The organism is Leifsonia sp. NPDC056824 (genome assembly GCF_042789575.1).
GTDB lineage: Bacteria > Actinomycetota > Actinomycetes > Actinomycetales > Microbacteriaceae > Leifsonia.
On record NZ_JBHUAV010000006.1, the window covers coordinates 25861 to 46029 of the forward strand.

The window sequence follows — 20169 nt, forward strand, 5'->3', positions numbered from 1 at the left end:
CGCCCCTCTCAGTCCGGCGGATCGGCGTCGCAGCGCGGGCACGGGCCGTCGTCGTCGCCGTCGCGCATCGCTCCGCACTCGGGGCAGACCGAGGCCAGCCAGCAGGCGGAGTCGCCGCCGGCCTCCCACAGCTCCCAGGCGTCCACGTCGAAGCCGGAGCCGGATTCGGCGTCCTCGTCGGCGGGCGTAGCGCCCCCGCGCGCTCCCAGGGGCTCCCCGATCCCGAAATAGTGCCGGAAGCTGTACACGATCGGCTCCCACGCCAGCGGGTCGATGTGGTCGCCGTCCGCGATGATCCGCCGGTCGGCGTGCACGCGCACGACCTCCGCCTCGGCGATCGCGTACTCCCCCGTGACACCCGGCGTGATGCGGCGCACCTCCGCCTCGAGCTGGAGCAGGCACTCGGCCACCCGCGGCGGGCCGACCAGGTCGGACGCCTGCGGCGTGAGGCCGGCGGCGGCGAACTTGTCGGCGTGGTGCGTGTACCGTCCCGCCTTCGCGGCGGGGACCTCCGCGCGTCCGGTCAACTCCGCGATGCGCTCCACCGCGGGCCAGAGCGGCGGCGACGGGAAGCTGACGGTCAGCTGCGGCCGCTCCTGCAGGTTCGCGAGCGTCTGCCCCTCGGTCTCGAGACCGAGCGCGAGCATCTGGCCGAGCGCCCAGTACGACGAGGCGGGCGCGAGGTTCGGGCTGCCGTCGCCGTTCAGCGAGGAGAGCAGGATGACCGGAGTGCCCGCGTAGAGGATGGGCGGCCGCACGACGCGGTGCGTGCGTGAGTGCTCAGCGCGCGTCATCCGGCACCCCCGCGGCGAGCTCGGCGAGCACGTCGGACGCGTCGTCGAACCGGGAGAGCCCGGCGCTCTGCCCCATCCACAGCGACAGCAGTTCGGGCTGCCCCGCGGCCGAAGCCGCCCGGCGGAACACGCCGGTGAGGATGTTCTGCAGCGGGAAGGTCGCTCCGGCTCCACTCCTCTCGATCGCCCGGACGGCGTGGTTCGGGAGGCCGCGCGCGAGCCGGCCGCTCATGGCCCGCGTCAGCACGGTGTCGCTGGCGAGCGCCCCGCGGATGCGTTCGCGGTGGATGACGGGGGCCGCGGACTGCGCCGTCGCCAGGAAGACGGTCCCCGCCTGCACGCCCGACGCGCCCAGCGCGAAGGCCGCCGCGACGCCGCGCCGGTCGGCGATGCCGCCGGCCGCGATGACGGGCACGCTCACCGCGTCCGCCACCTGCGGGATCAGCGCCAGCCCGCCGACCAGGCTGCGCTCGGACTCGAGCAGGAAGGACGGCCTGTGCCCCGCGGCCTCGGAGCCGGACGCGACGATCGCGTCGACGCCTCCCGCCTCCAGCACGCGCGCCTCGGCGACGGTCGTCGCCGCGCCGATCACCAGGATGCCGCGCGCGTGCGCCGCCTCGATGACGTCCGGCGCGGGCACGCCGAACACGAAGCTCAGGGCGGCCGGGCGCGCGTCGAGCGCGGCCTCCAGCTGCTCGTCGAAGTCGGGGAGCGGCGCGACCGGCCACTCGGGAGGCAGCACGCCGGCCTGCGCGAAGAGCTGGGCCATCCCGGCGACGGCCCGATCGAACTCGTCGCGGACGAGCGCATCCTGCTCGCCCGCCTCCCGGTGCGGAAGCCACAGGTTGAGGGCGACGGGTCTGCCGGTGGCCTCCCGCAGCTCGGCGGCGACCGAGCGGATGCGCGCGCCGTCGTAGCCGTACAGCCCGTACGAGCCGAGGCCTCCCGCCTCGCTCACGGCCACGGTCAGGGCGACGGACGACAGCCCGCCGAACGGGCCGAGGACGATCGGCGCGTCGATCCCCAGCATGGTGCTCAGACTCATCCGCAGGACTCCAGCCTCAGAAGCGATGATGCCGTCGAATACAATTGCGTATCCGCAAGTGTTGGCATGACACCGATTATATCGGCGCGCGATCCCGCGGGAGGGGGCAGCGACGCGCCCAGTGGGTCTCATGCGGAGGTGAGCGCGCGGCGCCGATCGGAGGATGCGGCGAGTGCACGACATCCGCTAGCGGCGACACCCACTAGCCCCCAACCCACTACCCTCAGGGGCGTGGATGTGGACGTTCCGACCGCTGCCGGCCCCGGCCGGCTGGTCGTCGCGCCCGCCGAGCATCCCCGCGCCCTGCTCTGGCTCGGCCACGGCGCGGGCGGCGGCATCGGCGCCGCCGACCTGACCGCGCTCGCCGCCGAGCTGCCCGCGCTCGGCATCACTATCGCGCGCTACGAGCAGCCGTGGCGGGTCGCCGGCAAGAAGGTCGCCTCCCGGCCGCCCGCGCTCGACGCCGCGTGGCGGGAGACCGCGCCCGTGGTGGCGGAGCTCGCCGGCGGCGTCCCCGTGATCGTCGGCGGCCGCAGCGCGGGAGCCCGCGTGGCGTGCCGCACCGCCACCGAGACGGGCGCCGTCGCGGTGGTGTGCCTGGCGTTCCCGCTGCATCCCCCGGGTCGCCCGGACGTCACGCGCCTGGAGGAACTCCTCACGCCGACGGTGCCCGTGCTGGTCCTCCAGGGCGACCGGGACACGTTCGGCGGGGCCGACCTTCTACACAGTGAGGTGGCGGCGGCGCCTGGCGACCATGCGAACGTGCGGATCATGACCGTCGCGGGCGCCGATCATGGGATGAAGACACTGAAGGCCTCCCCACTCACGGCGCGCGACGTGCTCGAGCTGGTGGTGGCGACGACCGCGGCCTTCGTGGACGACGTGCTCGCTGCGCGCTGAGCGCCATCGTTCCACGACAATTCTCCCTGCCAGAAAAAGATCACTATTCAGTGTTGCTATCTACTGGTACTCGGCGTTACTATCTAGTGGTAGTCAACAGCACTGAGTAGTTGGAAGGGGGCGTCATGGGCAAGCAGACGACCGAGATGCTCAAGGGCACGCTCGAGGGCATCGTCCTCGCCATCCTGTCGGGCCGGGCCGCATACGGGTACGAGATCACCTCGTGGCTGCGCGACCAGGGCTTCGAGGACATCGCCGAGGGCACCGTGTACGCCCTCCTGGTCAGGGTGGAGCAGCGCGGCCTCGTGGATGTCGAGAAGGTCCCGTCGGAGAAGGGGCCGCCCCGCAAGGTGTACTCGCTCAACGCAGCGGGACGCGAATACCTGGACGAGTTCTGGAGGACGTGGAGCTTCCTCGCAGAGCGACTGGAACAGCTCCGAGACGGAGGAAACTGAAATGGCACCGAAGTGGATCGAGCTGGTCACCGGATCGCTCGAGCAGAAGAAGCAGTACCGGCAGATCAAGGGCCGGCTGGACGCCCTCCCCGAGCCGTACAACGGCGTCGCGAAGGCGCTCAACCGCTACCTCATGTACAACGGCGGGATCGTCGACGGCGACACCATCCTCACGATGATGACCGACTTCGTCGAGCTGTGGGAGCGCGCGGCGACCGACGGCACCCCGGTCCGCGACATCGTCGGGGACGACCCGGTCGAGTTCGCCGAGGCCTTCGCCGCGGCCTACGTCGGCACCCGCTGGATCGACAAGGAGCGCGCCCGCCTCACCGAGGCGGTCGACGCGGCCGAACGCGAGCAGGAGAAGAACTCATGAGCCCCACGACCACCGGCCCCGCCATCCAGGTGCGCGGCCTCCAGAAGTCCTACAAGGACCTGCACGTCCTGCGCGGCGTCGACTTCGACGTGCAGCCCGGCAGCATCTTCGCCCTCCTCGGCTCCAACGGGGCGGGCAAGACCACAGCGGTGAAGATCCTCTCCACCCTCTTGAAGAGCGACGAGGGCACCGCCACCGTCAACGGGTTCGACGTGGCGCGCAACCCGGACGAGGTGCGCGACTCGATCAGCCTGACCGGCCAGTTCGCTGCGGTGGACGAGGTCCTCAGCGGCCGGGAGAACCTCATCCTGGTCGCCCGCCTCCGCCACCTGAAGAACCCGGCCGGGATCGCCGACGAGCTGCTGGCGCGCTTCGCGCTCACCGACGCGGGCGGCCGCAAGGTCGGCACCTACTCGGGCGGCATGCGCCGCCGGCTCGACATCGCGATGAGCCTCATCGGCCAGCCGCCGGTGGTGTTCCTCGACGAGCCGACCACCGGCCTCGACCCGCAGGCCCGCATCGAGGTCTGGGAGACGGTCAAGCGCCTCGCCGGCCGCGGCACCACCGTCCTCCTCACCACGCAGTACCTGGACGAGGCCGAGCAGCTCGCCGACCGCATCGCGATCCTCCACGAGGGCCGCATCATCGCGAACGGCACCCTCGCCGAACTCAAAGCGCTCCTCCCCCCGGCGAAGGTCGAGTACGTGGAGAAGCAGCCCAGCCTGGAGGACGTGTTCCTCGCCATCGTCGGACCCTCGGCCCCGGCATCCGCCGAGACCCCGGCTCCCGAACCCTCGAAGGAGTCCTGATGTCCACCGCGAACTTCGTCGCAGACACCACCGTCCTCACCGGACGGTCCATGAAGCACATCACGCGCAGCCTGGACACGATCATCACCGTCACCATCGTGCCGATCGCCCTCATGCTGCTGTTCGTGTTCGTCCTCGGCGGGGCCATCAACACCGGCCCCGACTCCGGCTCGTACGTGAACTACCTGCTCCCCGGGATCATGCTGATCACGATCGCGTCGGGCATCTCGTACACCTCGTACCGGCTGTTCATGGACCTCCAGGGCGGCATCTTCGAACGGTTCCAGTCCATGCCGATCGCCCGGTCGAGCGTGCTCTGGGCGCATGTGCTCACATCGCTCGTCGCCAACATGATCTCGGTCGTGCTGGTGGTCCTGGTGGCGCTGCTGATCGGCTTCCGCACCGGCGCGAGCGTGCTCGCCTGGCTGGGGGTCGCGGGCATCCTGGTGCTGTTCACGCTGGCCCTGACCTGGGTGGCCGTGATCGCCGGGCTGTCGGCGAAGAGCGTGGACGGCGCGGGCGCCTTCGCCTACCCGCTGATCTTCCTCCCGTTCATCAGCTCGGCGTTCGTCCCCACCAACACCATGCCGGCCCCGGTCGCCTGGTTCGCCGAGCATCAGCCGGTGACGCCGATCGTGGACACCATCCGGGCCCTGTTCGCGGAGCAGCCGGTCACCGGGGACATCTGGATCGCCCTCGCCTGGTGCGTCGGCATCCTGGTGGTCGCGTACGGTTTCGCCACCGCGATCTACCGGCGGCGGATCAGCCGGGGGTGAGTCCTCCGCCCTCCCCTCGGTGGTGGAACGGCCGCCGGCCCGGTTCGGGTCGGCGGCTGTTCTGCGTGTGGGGGCTCAGCCGAGCTCGCGCCGCATCACCCACCGCACCGACCCGCCGGAGTGCGCGTCCGTCTCCTGCAGCCGCGTGAACCCGTGCTTCTCGAACAGGTCGACCGTGCCGACGTAGCCGCTGATCACATCCACCCGCTCGCCGCGGGTCTCCACCGGGTAGCCCTCCACCAGCCGCGCCCCCGCCGCCCGCGCGTGCTCCACCGCCCCGTCGAGGAGGTCGTGCATCAGCCCGCGCCTGCGGAACCCGCCGCGCACCACGAAGCAGACGATCGACCACGGGTCGAGCTCCTCGTCGAGGTGCGGGATGGTGCGGGAGTTCAGCAGCCGCCGGTAGGTGGACTTGGGCGCGACCGAGCACCATCCCGCGACCTCCCCGTCGGCGTAGACGAGGACGCCGGGGCCCGGCTCGGTCTCGCACTCGTGGTGCATGTACTCGACGCGCTCCGGCATCGCCAGGCGCGCATCGCGGTAGGACATGCACACGCAGCCGCCGGCGCCGGCCTTCCGCGGCACCATGAACGTCGCGAAATCGTCCCAGCGTCCCGTCGCGGGGAGCACCTCGATGGCCATGCCCGAAGCGTACCGCTCACCACCGACGCCGCTCCCTGCCGCGATTCGTGCCGCGATCCCCTCGCGCGATTCGTGCCGAATGTCGCGATAGCGGCGCCCATTCCCGCGATTCGTGCCGAATGTCGCACGACTTCCGATACGGCGATTCGTGCCGAATGTCGCGATTGCGGCGCCCGAACCCGCGATTCGTGGCGAATGTCGCGGGGCGCTGCGGGAGGATCGTGGGGTGTCCAGCGACCTTCTGATGCGCATCCACTCGCCCGAGTTCCAGGCCATGTCGGAGCGCGTGCTGCGCGCGACGGAGCTGACCTCCCGGCTGAACGTGCTGCCGTTCGACGACGAGGACGGCAAGGCGGCGCTCTTCGAGGAGATCCTCGGCCGCCCGCTGCCGGAGCGGGCGACGATCTACCCGCCCTTCTTCACCGACCACGGCCTGAACCTGGAACTGTCGGAGCGGGTGTTCATCAACCAGAACTGCACGTTCCTGGACTACGCCGGCATCCGTCTCGCCCCGCGCGTCATGGTCGCCCCGCGGGTCACCTTCATCACGGTCGGCCACCCGGTCGACGTGGAGGACCGCCGCAGCTGGCTGACCGGCGGCCCGATCGACGTCGCCGAGAACGTGTGGATCGGGGCGGGCGCGACCATCCTCCCGGGCGTCAGCATCGGCCCGGACGCTGTCATCGCGGCCGGCGCCGTCGTCGCGGAGGACGTGCCGGCGGGGACGCTCGTGGCCGGGCCGAAGGCGACGGTGCTGCGGGAGTTCTGAGCCCGGCCGTTTTCGCGCCCGCGACCTATCCCCGCGGGCGGTTCGTCGGCGTAGGGTGCGGCACCATGAACAGCATCCCTAGTTCGCCGGGCGGCACTCCCCGGCGCCCCGACCGCGCCGAGTTGGCGGACTTCGCCGACCGCCTCCGCGGCCAGCTCGGCGGTCTCCCCGGCTTCGGCCAGTACCCCGGAACGATCGCCACCGTCGACGCCGGCCACCTCGCCCACACCCTCGGCACGGGCGCCGACCTCGCCCTCCCGTCGGTCGTCGCGACCGGCGACGTCCTCTTCGCGCCCGACCTCAACCCGGCGTTCTACTACTCGTGGGACGTGCACCCGAGCCAGCCGTTGGACTGGTTCCGTGTCTCGGTGCGCTTCACGCCGTCCGATTTCGGGATCACGGAGACGCGGTCGTACGACCTCGCGGGGGGTGGCGCCATTCTTCCTCGAGCTGGGCGCGGTGCTGATGGTGGAGGCATCGGCGAACGCGGGCGTCGGGCCGGCCTCCTGGACGCTGGATACGCCGCAGGCGCGGACCCTGCATGTGGGCGTCGGACCCATCGGGCCGGACGAGACGGTGCATGTGGACCTGGTGCGCGGCAGCACGAACGGCAGCTGGATCTGGTTGCACACGGTGATCGGGGATGCGCGGCTGACGACGGAGCCGTAGCTGACCCGGGAAGGAGACGCGTCCCAAATCTCCTTCCGGACGGCATTCGGAAGGACAGGTGTGCCGTGTCGCCCTCGAATCTCCTTCGAGCGGCGCCGGACTCCGCACCTGCAGAGCCCGGGCTGGGGCATCCTCGCGGAGCCTAGGCCGACCAGCGAGCCGCCTCTTCGCTTGTGATCTCGCCGCTCTCCACAAGCGCCGCGACCGCTGTCGCGGCACGGTCAGTCCCGAATCGATCCGTGAACGACGTGACGAGCCCTCGGAAATAGTTCGCCTTCCACGCGGCCGGGTCGTCTTCGTACCACCGAACGACCTCCATCCAGTCCCAGTAGGAGCGGAAGAGATAGCCATGGGCATCCGCGCTTTCGCTGACGTAGTTCCAGTTCACGCCGACCAGGTCGGCCAAACGCATCAAGCCCTGAAAAGCGACTTCGTCGGTCCACGTCTGGTGATCGAGTTGCTCATGGGACCATTCCGCGGCCTCCCGAGCTGACTCGTCACTGGAGAGCACGGCATCGAAATGCCGACGGATCTGAGCGAATAGCGGGTCCCCGGTGTCTGCCATCGGAGGAATGTTATTCGAGAAGGCCCGGATCGACCACCAGCTCCTCACCGCGACACCGGAACTCCCAGCGCTCGAAGCGCATCTGCGTCGGACAACCGCAGAAGCGCCCACTCCAGCTCGGCGGTCTCGGTGCGAAGCGTGTGGATGACGGTGTCGGTCGCGCCGATCACGTCGGCGACACGGGCCGTGCGGCGTGATCCCCCGACCGTCTCGACGATCGGGATAGTCGCAGTCCCCAGACTCAGTCGACTTGCGCTGACACTCCAGTATCCGATCAGCCACTCGCTGCCGAGGCCCGCCTGAGTACCGGAGACGACGCGCAGACCACCCTGGAACACTCGGCGTTCCGTCGCCTTGGCTCGTTTGCGTCCGGCCACGCCGTCGTAAACCACACGGCCGAGAAAAGTGCTGAAAAGGTCAGCGATGATCTGCCCGATCACGACGGCACCATCAGTACAGGCGACGTGTTCTGCAACACGTCCGTAGGCGACATGGGCACAATCGTATGTCGCCCAGGACCGTCGGCGCCGGATCTCCGGGTCAGAAGGAAGACACGGCGCAAACTCCTTCCCGACGCCGTTCGGAAGGAGTCGGGCGGCGTGTCGCGCGCTGATCTCCTTCGGGAGGGGGCCGAGGTCAGCTTCAGGTCGTTCCCGACGACATTCGGAAGGCCTCGGCGAGTTCACGCATCGCGAGCGGACGCGTTCGCACCCACCAGGCCGATCGCCCGGTCGGCCAGCTGCGTGAGCACCGACCATTCGAGTTCTGCCTCGTCGGTTCTCACCCGGAAGATCGTGGTGTCAGCACCGGCCAGTGTCTCGCGCAGCTTCGCTCGTCGCCGTGAAGACGTATCCACTTCCCGCAGGTCGATCGTCAGACCCTCGAGCTGCACACGACCAGGCGACAGGGTTCCGACGCCTAAGCGCCAATCGGCACTCAATCCGTGATGACGTCCAGAAATCACTCGGAATCCGGTGTCGAACCTCCCGGACTTCGCTCGGCGACCCTTCGCCCTGCGGATGAACCAATACGCAATCGCGCCGCCGATCAGCAACCCGATCGCGTCAACGATGAACCCACCAAGCATCCCGCGAATGTAGCAGCAGTCGCGCGTCCGGATGCGCCTCGGCGTTCAAGCCCGCCGGCGAGTCGTGGCCAGGTGTCGAATGTGTGAAGGATTTCGGTCAACAACTCACCACTCGGCGCCCGGACTAGACGCTCCGCTAGGCGAGCGCGGACTCGAGCGCCCCGGCGATGAACCCGGCGAAGGCGTCGGGAGTCCAGCCTCGTGCCACCACCAGGTCGTCGAAGAAGCGGGAGTCGGTGTAGAGCCACATCACGTCGGCCGCGGCGGCGGGCGTGACATCGGGCCGCAAGAACCCGCGCTCCGCCACGGTGAGCGCATTGTGGAGCATGCGCGCATGTCGTTCGTCCTCGACCTCCGCAAGCAGGCCGCGCATCTCGTGGTCGCCGGACGCCGCGGCATCCCGGATGAGCCGCATGATGGGGGCGAGCTCGGGTGCGATCTCCCTGGTGAACTCCCCGAATCGGCGGAACAGTGCGGCGGCGTTCGGCGCCGTCGCCTGGGCGGCATCGGACCGCGTCTCGGCGGGAACGTCCGCCGATCCCAGTAACCGCGAGCCGACGATCGCGCGCACGAGACCGGGCTTGCCGCCGAACGCCTTGTAAACGGTCTCGACGGCCACACCGGCGTCGTCCGCGATGGCGGCGACGGTCGTTGCGGCGTACCCCGACTGCAGGAACAGCCGCTCCGCACTGCTCAGGATGCCACGGCGTCGATCCTCGGCCATGCTGCGGCGCCGGCTCGCGTCGTAGCGTCGGCGGCTCTTGTCCCCGGTTTCCATGCGGCGTACACTCCTATTCAGATACAGTCTACTTCATCGAAAATGGAGGCTGTCATGAGCACAGACGATGAGCGTAGAGATGGGACGCCAGCAACGGTCATCGACCGCTTGGTGCGGGCCACGAACGCTCACGACCTCGACGCCCTCGTTGGCTGCTTCGCCGCCGCCTACCGCAACTCGACGCCGGCACACCCGAATCGTTCGTTCGCCGGCTCCGCTCAGGTGCGGGACAACTGGCAGCAGATCTTCGCCGGCGTGCCCGACATCCAGGTCGCGGTCGAAGCGCAGACCGTCGACGGCCTCACGGTCTGGACCGAATGGCGGATGACGGGGACGCGCCGCGACGGCACACCGCACGAAATGGCCGGAACGATCATCTTCGAGGTCGACGGCGACAGCATCGCATCCGCGCGTTTCTACGTGGAGCCTGTCGAGCGTGCGAGCGGCACGGTCGGCGACGCCGTGCGGCGGCAGGTGCGGGATGCGCCCACGGGCACACCTCCCGGGGCCGTGGCGCCGACGGCAGAGGTCGTGTCGCCGTGATCCTCATCGCCGGCGGCACCGGGCGGCTGGGAACTGCCGTCCGCGAGGAGCTGGAACCCGGCCAGGTCCGGGTGCTGACGCGAAACGACGTCACCGCGGGGAGGATCCGAGAGGGCGGATCAGAGGCGGTGATCGGTGACCTCGCCGACGCGGAGACGGTCTCGCGCGCGGTCGAGGGCTGCCGTGCGGTGGTCCTCGCCGCATCCGGATTCGGGCCGATGGGGCGGTCGACGCCTGCCGGAGTCGACCGAGACGGGAACATCGCTCTCATCCACGCAGCGCGCACCGCGGGTGTCGAGCACGTCGTCCTGATATCGATGCACGGTGCGGCTCCGGACGCACGGCTTCCGCTTCTCCGCATGAAGTGGGCGGCCGAGGAGGCGCTGCGGGCCTCCGGTGCGGGATGGACGATCGTGCGCCCCACCGCGTTCCTGGAGACGTACCTCGACGCGGTCGGGGCCGATCTCCCGCGCAACGGATCGACGCTCGTGTTCGGACCGGGCACAGTCCCGGTGAACTTCGTGTCCGTCGAGGATGTGGCCGCCCTGGTCGGAGAAGCCCTGCGCAATCCGCACCTGCTCGGGGAGACCGTCGAGTGGGGCGGCGAGGATCTGACCCTCGGACAACTCTCCGATGCTCTGCAATCGGCGACCGGCGTGGCCGGCCCGACCAAGCGGATACCGATTCCGGCGCTCCGCATGATGGCGCTCGCTTCCCGGCCGTTTTCGCCGTTCCTCGCACGCGTCGCGTCCGCAGCGGTGATCATGAACACGACCGACATGACGTTCGACGCCGCCCCGCACCGCGCCCGCTACCCCGGGCTCCCGCACACCACCCTCGCACAGGCCGCCACGAGCTGGGCGGATGTCCACCAGGGTTCGGTGGCACGCTGAGCCGGGGCCCGGGTAGACCTCCCGGTCAGAAGGAGACGCGGTCGCAAACTCCTTCCCGACGCCGTTCGGAAGGAGTCGGGCGGCGTGTTCCGCGCTGACTTCCTTCGGGAGGGCCTCACCCGGCGGACCAGAGCTCCTCGGCGTCGAGGGTCAGGTCGACCACCTGACGCAGGAGACCTCCCATCGACGTCGACCTCAACAGTGTGTACCTGTCGTACTCGCCCAGCGGGGCGATCGCCGCCAGTTGCCACACGGCTGCGACGGGATCGTCCGACAGCTCGATGTCGGCATCCGCCTGCGGCTCCGCGACGCGGGCGATCACGCGGCGGACAACCGCTTCGGCCTCGGCCCGCATGGGTGCGAGCGCCTCGGACCATTCCAGATCCGGCAGCATCGAGAGTTCGGCCCGGGGATACGGGTCCTCGTCGACCCAGCGCTCGACCGTGAACCTCCGGGTCCCCACGCCGACGATCAGCAGGTCGTCGGCGCCCGCGGCAGCGCTCACCAGACGCGCCATCGTCCCGACCGAGGCGCGCTGGTCGCCACCCCCCGCTTCGGGTCCACGCTCGATGAGGACGACGCCGAACTCGAACCCCGGTTCGTCCTCGTCGAGCAATCGCCCGACCAGCGTGAGATACCGCGGCTCGAACACCCGCAGCGGGATGGCCACGCTGGGGAACAGCACTGATCCGAGCGGGAACATCGGCGAGGCGGCCATACTCCAGTGAAGCACCGCGGGCATAGAGTGAAAAGGTGTCCCGCCCGCGCCCCGAGATCCCAGGAACGGGGCAGGAGTCCGTGTGGGACTACCCGCGGCCCCCGCGCATCGAGCGCGTCGCCGCGCCTGTCACGATCCGTCTAGGCGGGCAGCTCATCGTCGAATCCCGAGACGTCGTCCGGGTGCTCGAGACCAGCCATCCGCCGGTCTACTACGTCCCGATCGCGGACTTCGCGACCGGCGCGCTGGTCGACGCCGACGGTTCGTCGTTCTGCGAGTTCAAGGGCACCGCACGATATCTCGACGTGCGCGGCGGAGGCGAGGTGCGGTCCGCTTGCGCGTGGAACTACCCACATCCGTCGCCCGGGTTCGAGCCGCTCCGAGACCGCGTCGCTGTCTACGCGCAGCAGATGGACGAGTGCACTGTCGACGGCGAGGTCGTCACGCCGCAGCCCGGAGGCTTCTACGGCGGCTGGATCACGAGTGCCGTCGTCGGGCCCTTCAAGGGGTCGCCCGGGTCACTGGGCTGGTGAACGCCGGCGATACCCGCACAGGGGTCTCTCACCTGCTCGCTGGTAGGGTCGCGCGCATCGGAATGACGGAGAACGACGTGAGCGATGATCGCACCCTGGGTCTCACCCTGGGCGGTGGAGGCGCGTTCGGCGCTGCGCATGTGGGGGTTCTTCAGGTGCTCGCGGAGCGCGGCATCCGCCCGGGGATCATCACCGGCACGAGTTCCGGCGCCCTGGTCGGCGCAGCATATGCCGCGGGCTTCGAGGCACCGGCGATCGAGCGCGCCGCGCGGAGGTTCCGCTGGAGCGCGATCGCGCGGTGGTCGTTCACTCCGCGCTGGGGACTGCTCGACACGCATGCGGTCAGGCATTCTCTCCACCGCCACCTGGGCTCGGATCCGCTCATCGAGCACCTCCCTCGCCGGTTCGCCGCCGTCGCCACCGACCTCCGAACCCGCCAGGCCGTCACGATAGACGAAGGACCGCTGAGCGTCGCCCTGCGGTCGACGATCGCGGTGCCAGGGCTCCTCCCTCCGGTGCGACGCGACGGGAGGCTGCTGGCCGACGGCGGCATCGTCGACAACGTGCCGGTCCAGGCCACCCGCGCTCTCGGCGCGACCCGCGTCATCGTGGTGCGCCTGCACGCGAAATGGGAGAACGTTCGGATGATGCGGATGGTCACACGCACCGCCGACCTCAAGCGCGACCCCTCGGTCGTGCTCATCCAGCCCGAGATGGGCGGGATGGCGCAGTGGGGGATGTCCGATGTGCCGCGTCTCATCGCCGAGGGGCGGCGAGTGGCGACCGCGGCACTGGATGAAGCCGAGTCGCGCGGGACGATCGCAGGTGCGCACGAGCCCAAGCGGGTCACTCCACCACTTTCCGTGGCCGAATAACGTCCCCGTTTGAAACGTCATCTCGTGCTTCCCGTGTGGTCTCTGGGACCCTCGGGCGCCGTCACGCCTCCCCAGAAACTGGGTTCGCTGACGAACTTCTCGACCAACCACGGAAGCAACGGTTCGGCAGCGACGCCGCGAAACGTCATGTCATCGAGCGACGCGACCACGTCAATCACGGAGCGATGGCTGAACTGACCAGCGAGCCTCTTGGCCTTAGTCCGAACATTGTTCGGCGTGGGCCCGGCATCGATGACCGAGTGGTTCCACAGTCGGCTGTGGTGCGCACAGCGATTGCGGAGATACACCAGGGCCTTTACACGGTATGCGAAGCCGGCTTTGGCGACCCCGATGCTCGTGGCCACAACGTCAGCCAAAGATCCGCTTCCACCACGCTCGATCGCCTTGGAGAGTGTCCCGAACGACCAGGCCTCCACAGCTGACCACACCGGCAACCTGCTGTAGTCGGTGCGGTCGCCTCCGTCCCGATATCGCAGAATGTGGCGGTCCTTACTCCGGTCGATGTCCCGCAGGCACGATGTGACAGTTGGCTCACGCCCGGCGATGTCAGTGTAGAAGTCCTCTTCGAGATAACGGACGTATGCGCCGTGCTGGTCAGCGATGACTCGGGCCAGGTACGAACGGAGCATCAACTCCACCTGCGCCAACGGCCGGACGAGAGCGGTGCGCAACTCTTCGTCGGCGTCATAAACAGCGCGAATCTCGTCGAACGTGGTCCCGGGTCGGAAGTCGTCATCGCCGCGGTGCGGGGCCTTCTGGAAGTACCTCGCGTAGCCAGAAAACCGGTAGTAGTTCGACGCGGCCAGGAAGCGAGCGCAGGCTGAATCGTCGTCGATGATGAGACCACGGCCGACCATGAGGGCGACCTGCTCGTCCCAAGACAGGCTCGGTTTCACTCGGCACCTCGAAAAAGAAAAGGCCCCTCCCATTTGAGCTTCTTCGAGAGGCTTGGGAGGGGGTCGATTGCCTCTACATTAGCCGACACGGCCCCAAGCCGCCATTCGCCCGCGCGCGAATTGAGTTGAACCTGAACTCCACCACGTCACGTTGCCGAAAAGCATAAGCGGCTGCGCTGGATGGCGTGAGGACTACTCCGGCTGATACACAGCGAGGATGTTGCCGTCCGGGTCCTTGAACCACGCCGATCTGCCGACACCGGCAGTTGTGGCGATATGGCCGACTGTCTTGAGCGTGGGAAAGTCGTATTCCTCGAAGACGACGCCGCGCGAAGCCAGTTCCTGCACGTCGCTGTCGATGTCTTTCGACCAGAACCGCACCTGAGTGTGGTCGGCCTTGTTTCCTCCGGGTCGTCCGTAGACGAGCACGGTGGAGCCGTCGGGCGACTCGAACACGAGATGGTTCGGGATCGTCTCCGGCGAAAGCGTCAGCCCCACCCGCTGCTCGTAGAATTCTTGGCTCCGAGCCAGGTCGGTGCTGGAAAGCACTGCCGAGATCCTCGTTGTGGTCAGCATTGCAACCTCCTTGTTGCCCGCCGTCAGGGTACGCCGGGCAGGACGTCCTTGGCCCTGCACCGATTCGATGCGATCCCTGAGGTGTCGCCGCGCCCTCCGGGGAACGGGTCGGACAGCGTCAGGCCGACCGGCCGAAGAGGAGGACGCCCGAGGTGCCGACCGGCTGCACCAGGAGGTGCCACCCCCGGGCCTTCAGCCCTTCCGCCGTCTCGGAGAGCGACGGGTTGAGGGTGATGAAGTCGGAGTGGAACTCGTCGGCGAGACCGATGAGGCGGCCGGCGGAGAGCTCGTTGTAGAGCAGGACGCCGGTCTGGCACTGCTCGAGTCCGCCGAGCTGTCCGATCCGCCTCTTCCATTCGCGCCAGGGAGCCCCACCGTAGGGGACGTCCTTGCAGTCCGCCACGACGGCCCGTTGGGTGACGAGCTTGGTCCACTCGTCGCGCGGCGAGGAGACGATCACCGCTCCCGCCGGGACGGCCGCGCGGACCTCTTCGCCCCACTGGACGAGGGTCTGGCTGCTGATGAACCGGAAGTCCGGCGTCCTGAACGTGAGCGCCCCGGTGCCCGCGGCGGTGAACACGAAGAGCAGCCCCAGGAGGAAGCTCGACAGACCGACGAGGAACGGGCGGCTCAGGCGGCCACGGAAGCGGAAGGCGAGCAGAGCGCACACGGCGATGGTCCCGGCGATCGCCAGGAACGCCGGAGTGAAGGTCGCGGGGATGCGGTTGAACGGGCTCGCGAGGAGGCCTGCCAGGGCGAGCCACCACGCGACGAGACGGACGAATCCCCAGACGCTCCACTCGGGTTTCAGGACGGGCAGCAGTGCCCCCCAGATGGCGAACGGCAGCAGGACGACACCGAGGCGGTAGACGTTGACGGCCTGGGCGAGCTGGCCGAGCACCGGCACGCTCAGCGCGTCGGCCGCGAAGCCGAGCGTGTAACCGAGCGTCGCCAGGCCGACCGTCACCAGCCACGCGACGCGCGCCCGACGCGGAAGCAGGAAGCACGACAGGCCGGTGAGCACGATGAGACCGATCGCGGACGCCAGCTCGTGCCGATTCCAGAGGTGCGCGGCGCAGTGATACGGGATGACGGCGTCGCAGATCGCGACGAAGTCCGTCAGATTGGAGGCGACGGGTCGGAGCGCGAGCCCGAAGACGACGAAGGCCAGGGTGACGCCGATCGCGCCGACGAGGCGCCAGTCGACGCGCCGGGCGCGGATGACGTCGACCACGGTGAACGCGACGAGCACGATCGCGATGACCGCGCCCTCCTGGACGTGCACGATGGCGACCAGCACGGCTGCGACCGCGGCGAGCCACCGGCGGTTCGCGAGCAACGCTGCGAGGGCGAGGTAGATGAGGCTCGCGCTCGTCACGGCCGGGAGGGCCTGTGCGATGACGAGCGACCCCGTCCCGCCGATCTCCCACGGCGTCTGCGAGATGAGGAAGGTGAAGCCGACGGCGACCGGCCAGGCGGCGCGGCGGGCGACCAGCCCGGCCATGAGGGCTGTCGCTGCACCGAACGCGAGCAGCCCGACGGCCCAGAACAGCGTGTAAGCCGTGGACAGGTGACCGGACGCCTGACCGGCCCAGGTGACGATGTCGAAGAACCAGTGGGGCTGAGGGGAGGTCTCCATGAACCAGTCGTTCGCGAAGGCCCCCGGGATCGCCCAGCTCAGCCCCTCCGGCGACAGGACGAAGTGGTCGCCCCACCCCGCGAAGTAGCCGGGCCCCTGATTGCCCCACACTTCCAGGGCTCCGAGCAGGACGGCCATGCTCAGGGCGATGCCGACGGGTCCGCGAGCGTAGCGGCCCGCGGTGGCCGCCCAGGTGCGCGCGTTCAAGCGACGGCCTCCGGCCCGGGCTCGAGCTGGCGGTTCATGGCCCGGCGCGTCCTGCGCAGGCGCAGCAGCCCGATCCCCATGTCCCAGGCATCCGAGAACCGCACGGTGGACGGTTTGGGCGCGTGGTCGACCGACAGCACCACGGGGACCTCGGCGATCGGGAGTCCCTGGAGTTCGGCCGCGAAGATGAGCTGGGTCGTGAACAGGAAGCCCGGCTCGTCGAGGAACGGCGCGTACCGGCGGAGCCACTCACCGTCGGCGATGATCGTCCCCTGCGAGTCCCCGACCCGCGAGCCGAGGAGGGCGCGCCGGAACACCCGGTACCCGAACGTGTAGAGGTGCCGGTGCGCCTGGCGGTTGATCCGGGACCCGGGGTGGGCTTTGGACCCGATGACGATCGGCGGGCGTGGGTCGAGCTCCCGCGCCCCCTCCACGTCGGTGAAGTCGAAGGGGAGGTCGTCCGCCGTGAGCAGGACGAGGTCGCCGCGGGACAGCTCGATGCCGCGCCTCAGCGCGTTGCCCATGCCCTTCTCGGACTGCGCCAGCTGGAAGGTGACGTGCGCGCTGTCCCGCGCCAGTTCCTGCGCCAGGGCCCAGGTGAGATCGGTGGAGCCGTTCTCGACCAGGATGATCTCGGCGTGACCGTGCGTCAGATAGTCGAGCCAGCGTTCGATCGTCCGCGCCAGCACCATCGAACTGTTGTGGATGGGGATCACGATCGACAGACCGACGTGGCGGTTCCGCGAACGGTCGTTCATAGGCAGAGGACTCCAAGCAACCCGGCTACTCCGAATTGGTCGAAAAGTAAAGATGCGAGCAGCCTGGGAAAGCATATACGGACGAAACCGCCCGTCGATTCCGCCACGGCCTACGCGTTCCGCACCCAGAAAAGGAGAAGCGTCGCGAAACTCCTTCCCGACGCCGTTCGGAAGGAGTCGGGCGGCGTGTCGCGGGCTGATCTCCTGTGGGCGGGAGGCCGGTCAACTACACGTTGAAGCGGAACTCCACGACGTCCCCGTCCTGCATCACATACTCTTTCCCCTCCATGCGCGCCTTCCCGCGCGCCCGCGCCTCCGCGACGCTGCCGGCGTCGACGAGGTCGTCGAAGGAGATGACTTCGGCCTTGATGAAGCCTTTCTCGAAGTCGGTGTGGATGACGCCGGCCGCCTGGGGGGCCTTCCAGCCCTTGTGGATGGTCCAGGCGCGGGACTCCTTCGGGCCGGCCGTGAGGTAGGTCTGCAGGCCCAGGGTGTCGAAGCCGATGCGGGCGAGCTGGTCGAGGCCGCTTTCCGTCTGGCCGGTGGAGGCGAGCAGCTCGGCGGCGTCGGCGGCGTCGAGGTCGATGAGCTCGGACTCCAGCTTCGCGTCGAGGAACACCGCCTGGGCGGGAGCGACCAGGTCGGCGAGCGCGGCGCGGCGGGCGTCGTCGGTGAGCACGTCCTCGTCCACGTTGAACACGTAGATGAACGGCTTCGCGGTGAGCAGCCCGAGCTCGCGGATCGGCTCCAGGTCGATGGTGGAGGCCGACAGCGGCTTGCCGTCGTTCAGGAACGCCGCCGCCTCGCGGGCCGTCTCGAGCACGACCGGCTCCAGCTTGCGGCCCTTGACCTCCTTCTCGTACCGCTGCTCCGCCTTCTCGAGGGTCTGCAGGTCGGCGAGGATGAGCTCGGTGTTGATGGTCTCCATGTCCCCGGCGGCGTCCACCTTGCCGGCGACGTGCACGACATCCGGGTCGGAGAAGCCGCGCACCACCTGCGCGATGGCGTCGGCCTCGCGGATGTTGGCGAGGAACTTGTTGCCGAGGCCCTCGCCCTCGCTCGCGCCCTTCACGATGCCGGCGATGTCGAGGAACGACACCGGGGCCGGGAGGATGCGCTCGCTGCCGAACAGCTCGGCCAGCGTGTCGAGGCGCGGGTCGGGGAGGTTCACGACCCCCACGTTCGGCTCGATGGTCGCGAACGGGTAGTTCGCCGCGAGGGCGTCGTTCTTGGTCAGCGCGTTGAAGAGGGTCGACTTGCCGACGTTCGGGAGTCCGACGATACCGATAGTGAGAGCCACGGTCGTCCATTCTACGGGCGGGAACGGTGGCCGGCCGCCGATCTCCGCCCCGCCGGCCTCAGCCCAGCGTCGCCCGGTAGCACCGCGTGACGTACGGCAGCTCGATCCGCTCCGCCCCCGCCAGCTCCGGATGCCCGGCGTGGAGGCGGCGCAGCGACGCGATCACCGCCGCCTGGGCGTCCGGGTCCTTCGTGATGAAGTAGCTGCGCGAGCGCGCCAGGTCCAGGAGGCCGTCCAGCGTCAGCGCCTGCACCCAGTGCACGTCGTGCCGCTCCAGCTCGCCGAACGGCGGGCCTACCGCCGGCTCCTCCTCCTCGCCGAAGGTCGCCTCCCCCGCGCCCATCAGCTCGCCCAGCTCGCGCACCCAGGCGACGCTCTCGTCGCGGTCGTTCCAGACCAGCCCGATCCTGCCGCCGGGCCGCAGCACGCGCGCGACCTCCGGGACGGCGCGCACGCGGTCCACCCAGTGCCACGCCTGCGCGGCGACGACCATTCCTGCGCCCGCGTCGGGGACGGGGATGCTCTCGCCCGCCCCGATCCGCGTCTCCGCCTCCGGGATGCGCTCCGCCAGCACGCCGAGCATCTGCGGCGACGGGTCGACCGCGATCACGTCGAAGCCGGCGTCGACGAGTGCGCGGGTCAGCTTGCCGGTGCCGGCGCCGAGGTCCACGACCGGGCCGGTCACCCCCTCCGTGAGCCAGGCGACCGCGTCGGCCGGATAGTCCGGCCGGGCCAGGTCGTACAGTTCGGCCGCCCGGTCGAACGCACGCGCGTGCGCCTCCCGCTCCCGTCGCTCCCGCATACCCGCGACCCTACGCCGTCGGCCCCACCCCGATAGCACTTCCGGCCTCCGCGGCGTGGGCGACCGGGCGACGTCGGTGGGCCGTGCGAGAGTTCGGGCGTGCCACTGGACTTCACCGCCATCGACTTCGAGACTGCGAACTCCTCTGCGGCGTCCGCCTGTTCGGTCGGGCTGGTGAAGGTGCGCGACGGCCGCGTGGTCGACCGCGCGAGCTGGTTCATCCGGCCGCCGCTCGGGCACGACGTCTTCCAGGAGTGGAACGTCCGCATCCACGGCATCCGGCCGGAGGACGTCGCCGGCGCCGCGGGCTGGGTCGACCAGCTCGCCGACCTGGTGGAGTTCGCGGAGGACGACCACCTGGTCGCACACAACGCCGGCTTCGACATGGGCGTCATCCGCGCCGCGTGCGCCGCCACCCTCGTCGCCTGCCCGGAATACCGCTACCTGTGCAGCCTCCAGGTCGCCCGGCGCACCTACCACCTGGAGTCGTACCGCCTGCCGGTCGCGGCGATGGCGGCCGGGTTCGAGGACTTCCACCACCACGACGCCCTCGCCGACGCGGAGGCGTGCGCGGCGATCGTCGTGCACGCGGCGCGCCGCCACGACGCGGCGACGATCGACGACCTCGCAGCGCTGACCGGCGCCCGCGTCGGGCGCATCGGCCTGGCCGCCGCGGCATAGCGCCCACCGGCTCAGCGCCGCGCTCCGGGCGGGTCGCGAACACACTGCGATGAGGTATAAAC

Annotated in this window: 26 protein-coding genes; 12 read left to right on the forward strand and 14 right to left on the reverse strand. The window is 69.5% G+C overall.

Features of this window, described 5'->3' with window-relative positions:
• Positions 1 to 8 precede the first annotated feature (8 nt).
• Both ACFRFH_RS18365 and ACFRFH_RS18370 read right to left on the reverse strand, forming a co-directional pair.
• The gene (locus tag ACFRFH_RS18365) at positions 9 to 794 is read right to left on the reverse strand and encodes a flavin reductase family protein (protein WP_382464436.1); all 786 of its coding nucleotides are present in this window, start codon (positions 792 to 794) and stop codon (positions 9 to 11) included.
• Positions 781 to 1839, reverse strand: coding sequence for an NAD(P)H-dependent flavin oxidoreductase (locus tag ACFRFH_RS18370; protein WP_382464437.1), 1059 nt, complete (start codon positions 1837 to 1839; stop codon positions 781 to 783). Before ACFRFH_RS18370 ends, ACFRFH_RS18365 begins: the two co-directional genes overlap by 14 nt.
• A 231-nt stretch (positions 1840 to 2070) precedes the next feature.
• Between ACFRFH_RS18370 and ACFRFH_RS18375 the strand changes: the two genes are divergently transcribed.
• From ACFRFH_RS18375 to ACFRFH_RS18395, 5 genes are all read left to right on the forward strand, one after another.
• On the forward strand, positions 2071 to 2739 hold the full coding sequence (locus ACFRFH_RS18375) for an alpha/beta family hydrolase (protein WP_382464438.1): 669 nt from the start codon (positions 2071 to 2073) through the stop codon (positions 2737 to 2739).
• A 125-nt stretch (positions 2740 to 2864) separates the two neighbouring features.
• Entirely contained in the window at positions 2865 to 3194 is a 330-nt protein-coding gene (locus ACFRFH_RS18380) for a PadR family transcriptional regulator (RefSeq protein WP_185276928.1), read from the forward strand.
• A 1-nt stretch (position 3195) separates the two neighbouring features.
• Entirely contained in the window at positions 3196 to 3570 is a 375-nt protein-coding gene (locus ACFRFH_RS18385; protein ID WP_382464439.1) for a DUF1048 domain-containing protein, read from the forward strand.
• Positions 3567 to 4379 (forward strand): ABC transporter ATP-binding protein, encoded by an 813-nt coding sequence (locus ACFRFH_RS18390; protein ID WP_382464440.1) that lies wholly within the window; start codon positions 3567 to 3569, stop codon positions 4377 to 4379. The genes ACFRFH_RS18385 and ACFRFH_RS18390 overlap by 4 nt, the downstream gene beginning before the upstream one ends.
• Positions 4379 to 5155: an ABC transporter permease gene (locus ACFRFH_RS18395; RefSeq protein ID WP_185276925.1), complete on the forward strand. Its 777-nt coding sequence runs from the start codon at positions 4379 to 4381 to the stop codon at positions 5153 to 5155. The genes ACFRFH_RS18390 and ACFRFH_RS18395 overlap by 1 nt, the downstream gene beginning before the upstream one ends.
• Before the next feature lie 75 nt (positions 5156 to 5230).
• Here the strand turns inward: ACFRFH_RS18395 and ACFRFH_RS18400 are convergent, their stop codons facing one another.
• A complete protein-coding gene (locus tag ACFRFH_RS18400) occupies positions 5231 to 5797 on the reverse strand; it encodes a GNAT family N-acetyltransferase (protein ID WP_382464441.1) in 567 nt (188 codons plus the stop codon).
• A gap of 226 nt (positions 5798 to 6023) precedes the next feature.
• Here ACFRFH_RS18400 and ACFRFH_RS18405 point away from each other — a divergent pair, with 226 nt between their 5' ends.
• Positions 6024 to 6566: a DapH/DapD/GlmU-related protein gene (locus tag ACFRFH_RS18405; protein ID WP_382464442.1), complete on the forward strand. Its 543-nt coding sequence runs from the start codon at positions 6024 to 6026 to the stop codon at positions 6564 to 6566.
• Between the two features lie 429 nt (positions 6567 to 6995).
• On the forward strand, positions 6996 to 7235 hold the full coding sequence (locus ACFRFH_RS18410) for a hypothetical protein (RefSeq protein ID WP_382464443.1): 240 nt from the start codon (positions 6996 to 6998) through the stop codon (positions 7233 to 7235).
• Positions 7236 to 7377: 142 nt separating this feature from the next.
• On the opposite strand, the gene ACFRFH_RS18415 is transcribed toward ACFRFH_RS18410, so the two are convergent.
• The 4 genes from ACFRFH_RS18415 to ACFRFH_RS18430 all read right to left on the reverse strand — a co-directional run bounded on the left by ACFRFH_RS18415 (position 7378) and on the right by ACFRFH_RS18430 (position 9665).
• Positions 7378 to 7800, reverse strand: coding sequence for a hypothetical protein (locus ACFRFH_RS18415; RefSeq protein WP_382464444.1), 423 nt, complete (start codon positions 7798 to 7800; stop codon positions 7378 to 7380).
• Between the two features lie 44 nt (positions 7801 to 7844).
• On the reverse strand, positions 7845 to 8240 hold the full coding sequence (locus tag ACFRFH_RS18420) for a hypothetical protein (protein ID WP_382464445.1): 396 nt from the start codon (positions 8238 to 8240) through the stop codon (positions 7845 to 7847).
• A gap of 242 nt (positions 8241 to 8482) precedes the next feature.
• A complete protein-coding gene (locus tag ACFRFH_RS18425; RefSeq protein WP_382464446.1) occupies positions 8483 to 8887 on the reverse strand; it encodes a hypothetical protein in 405 nt (134 codons plus the stop codon).
• A 136-nt stretch (positions 8888 to 9023) separates the two neighbouring features.
• Positions 9024 to 9665, reverse strand: coding sequence for a TetR/AcrR family transcriptional regulator (locus ACFRFH_RS18430; RefSeq protein WP_382464447.1), 642 nt, complete (start codon positions 9663 to 9665; stop codon positions 9024 to 9026).
• Positions 9666 to 9719: 54 nt separating this feature from the next.
• Between ACFRFH_RS18430 and ACFRFH_RS18435 the strand changes: the two genes are divergently transcribed.
• Positions 9720 to 10208, forward strand: a complete 489-nt coding sequence (locus tag ACFRFH_RS18435; RefSeq protein ID WP_382464448.1) for a nuclear transport factor 2 family protein — start codon at positions 9720 to 9722, stop codon at positions 10206 to 10208.
• The gene (locus ACFRFH_RS18440) at positions 10205 to 11101 is read left to right on the forward strand and encodes an SDR family oxidoreductase (RefSeq protein WP_382464449.1); all 897 of its coding nucleotides are present in this window, start codon (positions 10205 to 10207) and stop codon (positions 11099 to 11101) included. The genes ACFRFH_RS18435 and ACFRFH_RS18440 overlap by 4 nt, the downstream gene beginning before the upstream one ends.
• Positions 11102 to 11216: 115 nt before the next feature.
• Here the strand turns inward: ACFRFH_RS18440 and ACFRFH_RS18445 are convergent, their stop codons facing one another.
• Positions 11217 to 11819: an LON peptidase substrate-binding domain-containing protein gene (locus ACFRFH_RS18445; protein WP_382464450.1), complete on the reverse strand. Its 603-nt coding sequence runs from the start codon at positions 11817 to 11819 to the stop codon at positions 11217 to 11219.
• A 35-nt stretch (positions 11820 to 11854) separates the two neighbouring features.
• Between ACFRFH_RS18445 and ACFRFH_RS18450 the strand changes: the two genes are divergently transcribed.
• Together ACFRFH_RS18450 and ACFRFH_RS18455 are read left to right on the forward strand one after the other, a co-directional pair.
• Positions 11855 to 12352, forward strand: a complete 498-nt coding sequence (locus ACFRFH_RS18450) for a DUF427 domain-containing protein (RefSeq protein WP_382464451.1) — start codon at positions 11855 to 11857, stop codon at positions 12350 to 12352.
• Between the two features lie 62 nt (positions 12353 to 12414).
• Complete coding sequence (locus ACFRFH_RS18455) at positions 12415 to 13227, forward strand: patatin-like phospholipase family protein (protein ID WP_382464452.1); 813 nt, start codon at positions 12415 to 12417, stop codon at positions 13225 to 13227.
• A gap of 17 nt (positions 13228 to 13244) precedes the next feature.
• Here ACFRFH_RS18455 and ACFRFH_RS18460 read toward each other — a convergent pair whose 3' ends face one another.
• The 6 genes from ACFRFH_RS18460 to ACFRFH_RS18485 all read right to left on the reverse strand — a co-directional run bounded on the left by ACFRFH_RS18460 (position 13245) and on the right by ACFRFH_RS18485 (position 19426).
• The gene (locus tag ACFRFH_RS18460; protein ID WP_382464453.1) at positions 13245 to 14144 is read right to left on the reverse strand and encodes an Abi family protein; all 900 of its coding nucleotides are present in this window, start codon (positions 14142 to 14144) and stop codon (positions 13245 to 13247) included.
• A 192-nt stretch (positions 14145 to 14336) separates the two neighbouring features.
• Complete coding sequence (locus ACFRFH_RS18465) at positions 14337 to 14720, reverse strand: VOC family protein (RefSeq protein ID WP_382464454.1); 384 nt, start codon at positions 14718 to 14720, stop codon at positions 14337 to 14339.
• Between the two features lie 118 nt (positions 14721 to 14838).
• Entirely contained in the window at positions 14839 to 16566 is a 1728-nt protein-coding gene (locus ACFRFH_RS18470; RefSeq protein WP_382464455.1) for a DUF6798 domain-containing protein, read from the reverse strand.
• Positions 16563 to 17324: a glycosyltransferase family 2 protein gene (locus ACFRFH_RS18475; protein WP_382464456.1), complete on the reverse strand. Its 762-nt coding sequence runs from the start codon at positions 17322 to 17324 to the stop codon at positions 16563 to 16565. The genes ACFRFH_RS18470 and ACFRFH_RS18475 overlap by 4 nt, the downstream gene beginning before the upstream one ends.
• 226 nt (positions 17325 to 17550) lie before the next feature.
• Positions 17551 to 18624: a redox-regulated ATPase YchF gene (ychF, locus tag ACFRFH_RS18480; protein WP_382464457.1), complete on the reverse strand. Its 1074-nt coding sequence runs from the start codon at positions 18622 to 18624 to the stop codon at positions 17551 to 17553.
• A 58-nt stretch (positions 18625 to 18682) separates the two neighbouring features.
• On the reverse strand, positions 18683 to 19426 hold the full coding sequence (locus tag ACFRFH_RS18485; RefSeq protein WP_382464458.1) for a class I SAM-dependent methyltransferase: 744 nt from the start codon (positions 19424 to 19426) through the stop codon (positions 18683 to 18685).
• A 99-nt stretch (positions 19427 to 19525) separates the two neighbouring features.
• Here ACFRFH_RS18485 and ACFRFH_RS18490 point away from each other — a divergent pair, with 99 nt between their 5' ends.
• Positions 19526 to 20107, forward strand: a complete 582-nt coding sequence (locus tag ACFRFH_RS18490) for an exonuclease domain-containing protein (protein WP_382464459.1) — start codon at positions 19526 to 19528, stop codon at positions 20105 to 20107.
• The last annotated feature ends 62 nt before the right edge of the window (positions 20108 to 20169 follow it).

What these genes read in the sequence shown, in the direction of transcription:
- ACFRFH_RS18365 (WP_382464436.1), bottom strand. Translation starts at nt 794, where the DNA reads ATGACGCGCGCTGAGCACTCACGCACGCACCGCGTCGTGCGGCCGCCC.
- ACFRFH_RS18370 (WP_382464437.1), bottom strand. Translation starts at nt 1,839, where the DNA reads ATGAGTCTGAGCACCATGCTGGGGATCGACGCGCCGATCGTCCTCGGC.
- ACFRFH_RS18380 (WP_185276928.1), top strand. Translation starts at nt 2,865, where the DNA reads ATGGGCAAGCAGACGACCGAGATGCTCAAGGGCACGCTCGAGGGCATC.
- ACFRFH_RS18385 (WP_382464439.1), top strand. Translation starts at nt 3,196, where the DNA reads ATGGCACCGAAGTGGATCGAGCTGGTCACCGGATCGCTCGAGCAGAAG.
- ACFRFH_RS18390 (WP_382464440.1), top strand. Translation starts at nt 3,567, where the DNA reads ATGAGCCCCACGACCACCGGCCCCGCCATCCAGGTGCGCGGCCTCCAG.
- ACFRFH_RS18395 (WP_185276925.1), top strand. Translation starts at nt 4,379, where the DNA reads ATGTCCACCGCGAACTTCGTCGCAGACACCACCGTCCTCACCGGACGG.
- ACFRFH_RS18400 (WP_382464441.1), bottom strand. Translation starts at nt 5,797, where the DNA reads ATGGCCATCGAGGTGCTCCCCGCGACGGGACGCTGGGACGATTTCGCG.
- ACFRFH_RS18415 (WP_382464444.1), bottom strand. Translation starts at nt 7,800, where the DNA reads ATGGCAGACACCGGGGACCCGCTATTCGCTCAGATCCGTCGGCATTTC.
- ACFRFH_RS18425 (WP_382464446.1), bottom strand. Translation starts at nt 8,887, where the DNA reads ATGCTTGGTGGGTTCATCGTTGACGCGATCGGGTTGCTGATCGGCGGC.
- ACFRFH_RS18430 (WP_382464447.1), bottom strand. Translation starts at nt 9,665, where the DNA reads ATGGAAACCGGGGACAAGAGCCGCCGACGCTACGACGCGAGCCGGCGC.
- ACFRFH_RS18435 (WP_382464448.1), top strand. Translation starts at nt 9,720, where the DNA reads ATGAGCACAGACGATGAGCGTAGAGATGGGACGCCAGCAACGGTCATC.
- ACFRFH_RS18445 (WP_382464450.1), bottom strand. Translation starts at nt 11,819, where the DNA reads ATGGCCGCCTCGCCGATGTTCCCGCTCGGATCAGTGCTGTTCCCCAGC.
- ACFRFH_RS18455 (WP_382464452.1), top strand. Translation starts at nt 12,415, where the DNA reads ATGACGGAGAACGACGTGAGCGATGATCGCACCCTGGGTCTCACCCTG.
- ACFRFH_RS18465 (WP_382464454.1), bottom strand. Translation starts at nt 14,720, where the DNA reads ATGCTGACCACAACGAGGATCTCGGCAGTGCTTTCCAGCACCGACCTG.
- ACFRFH_RS18475 (WP_382464456.1), bottom strand. Translation starts at nt 17,324, where the DNA reads ATGAACGACCGTTCGCGGAACCGCCACGTCGGTCTGTCGATCGTGATC.
- ACFRFH_RS18485 (WP_382464458.1), bottom strand. Translation starts at nt 19,426, where the DNA reads ATGCGGGAGCGACGGGAGCGGGAGGCGCACGCGCGTGCGTTCGACCGG.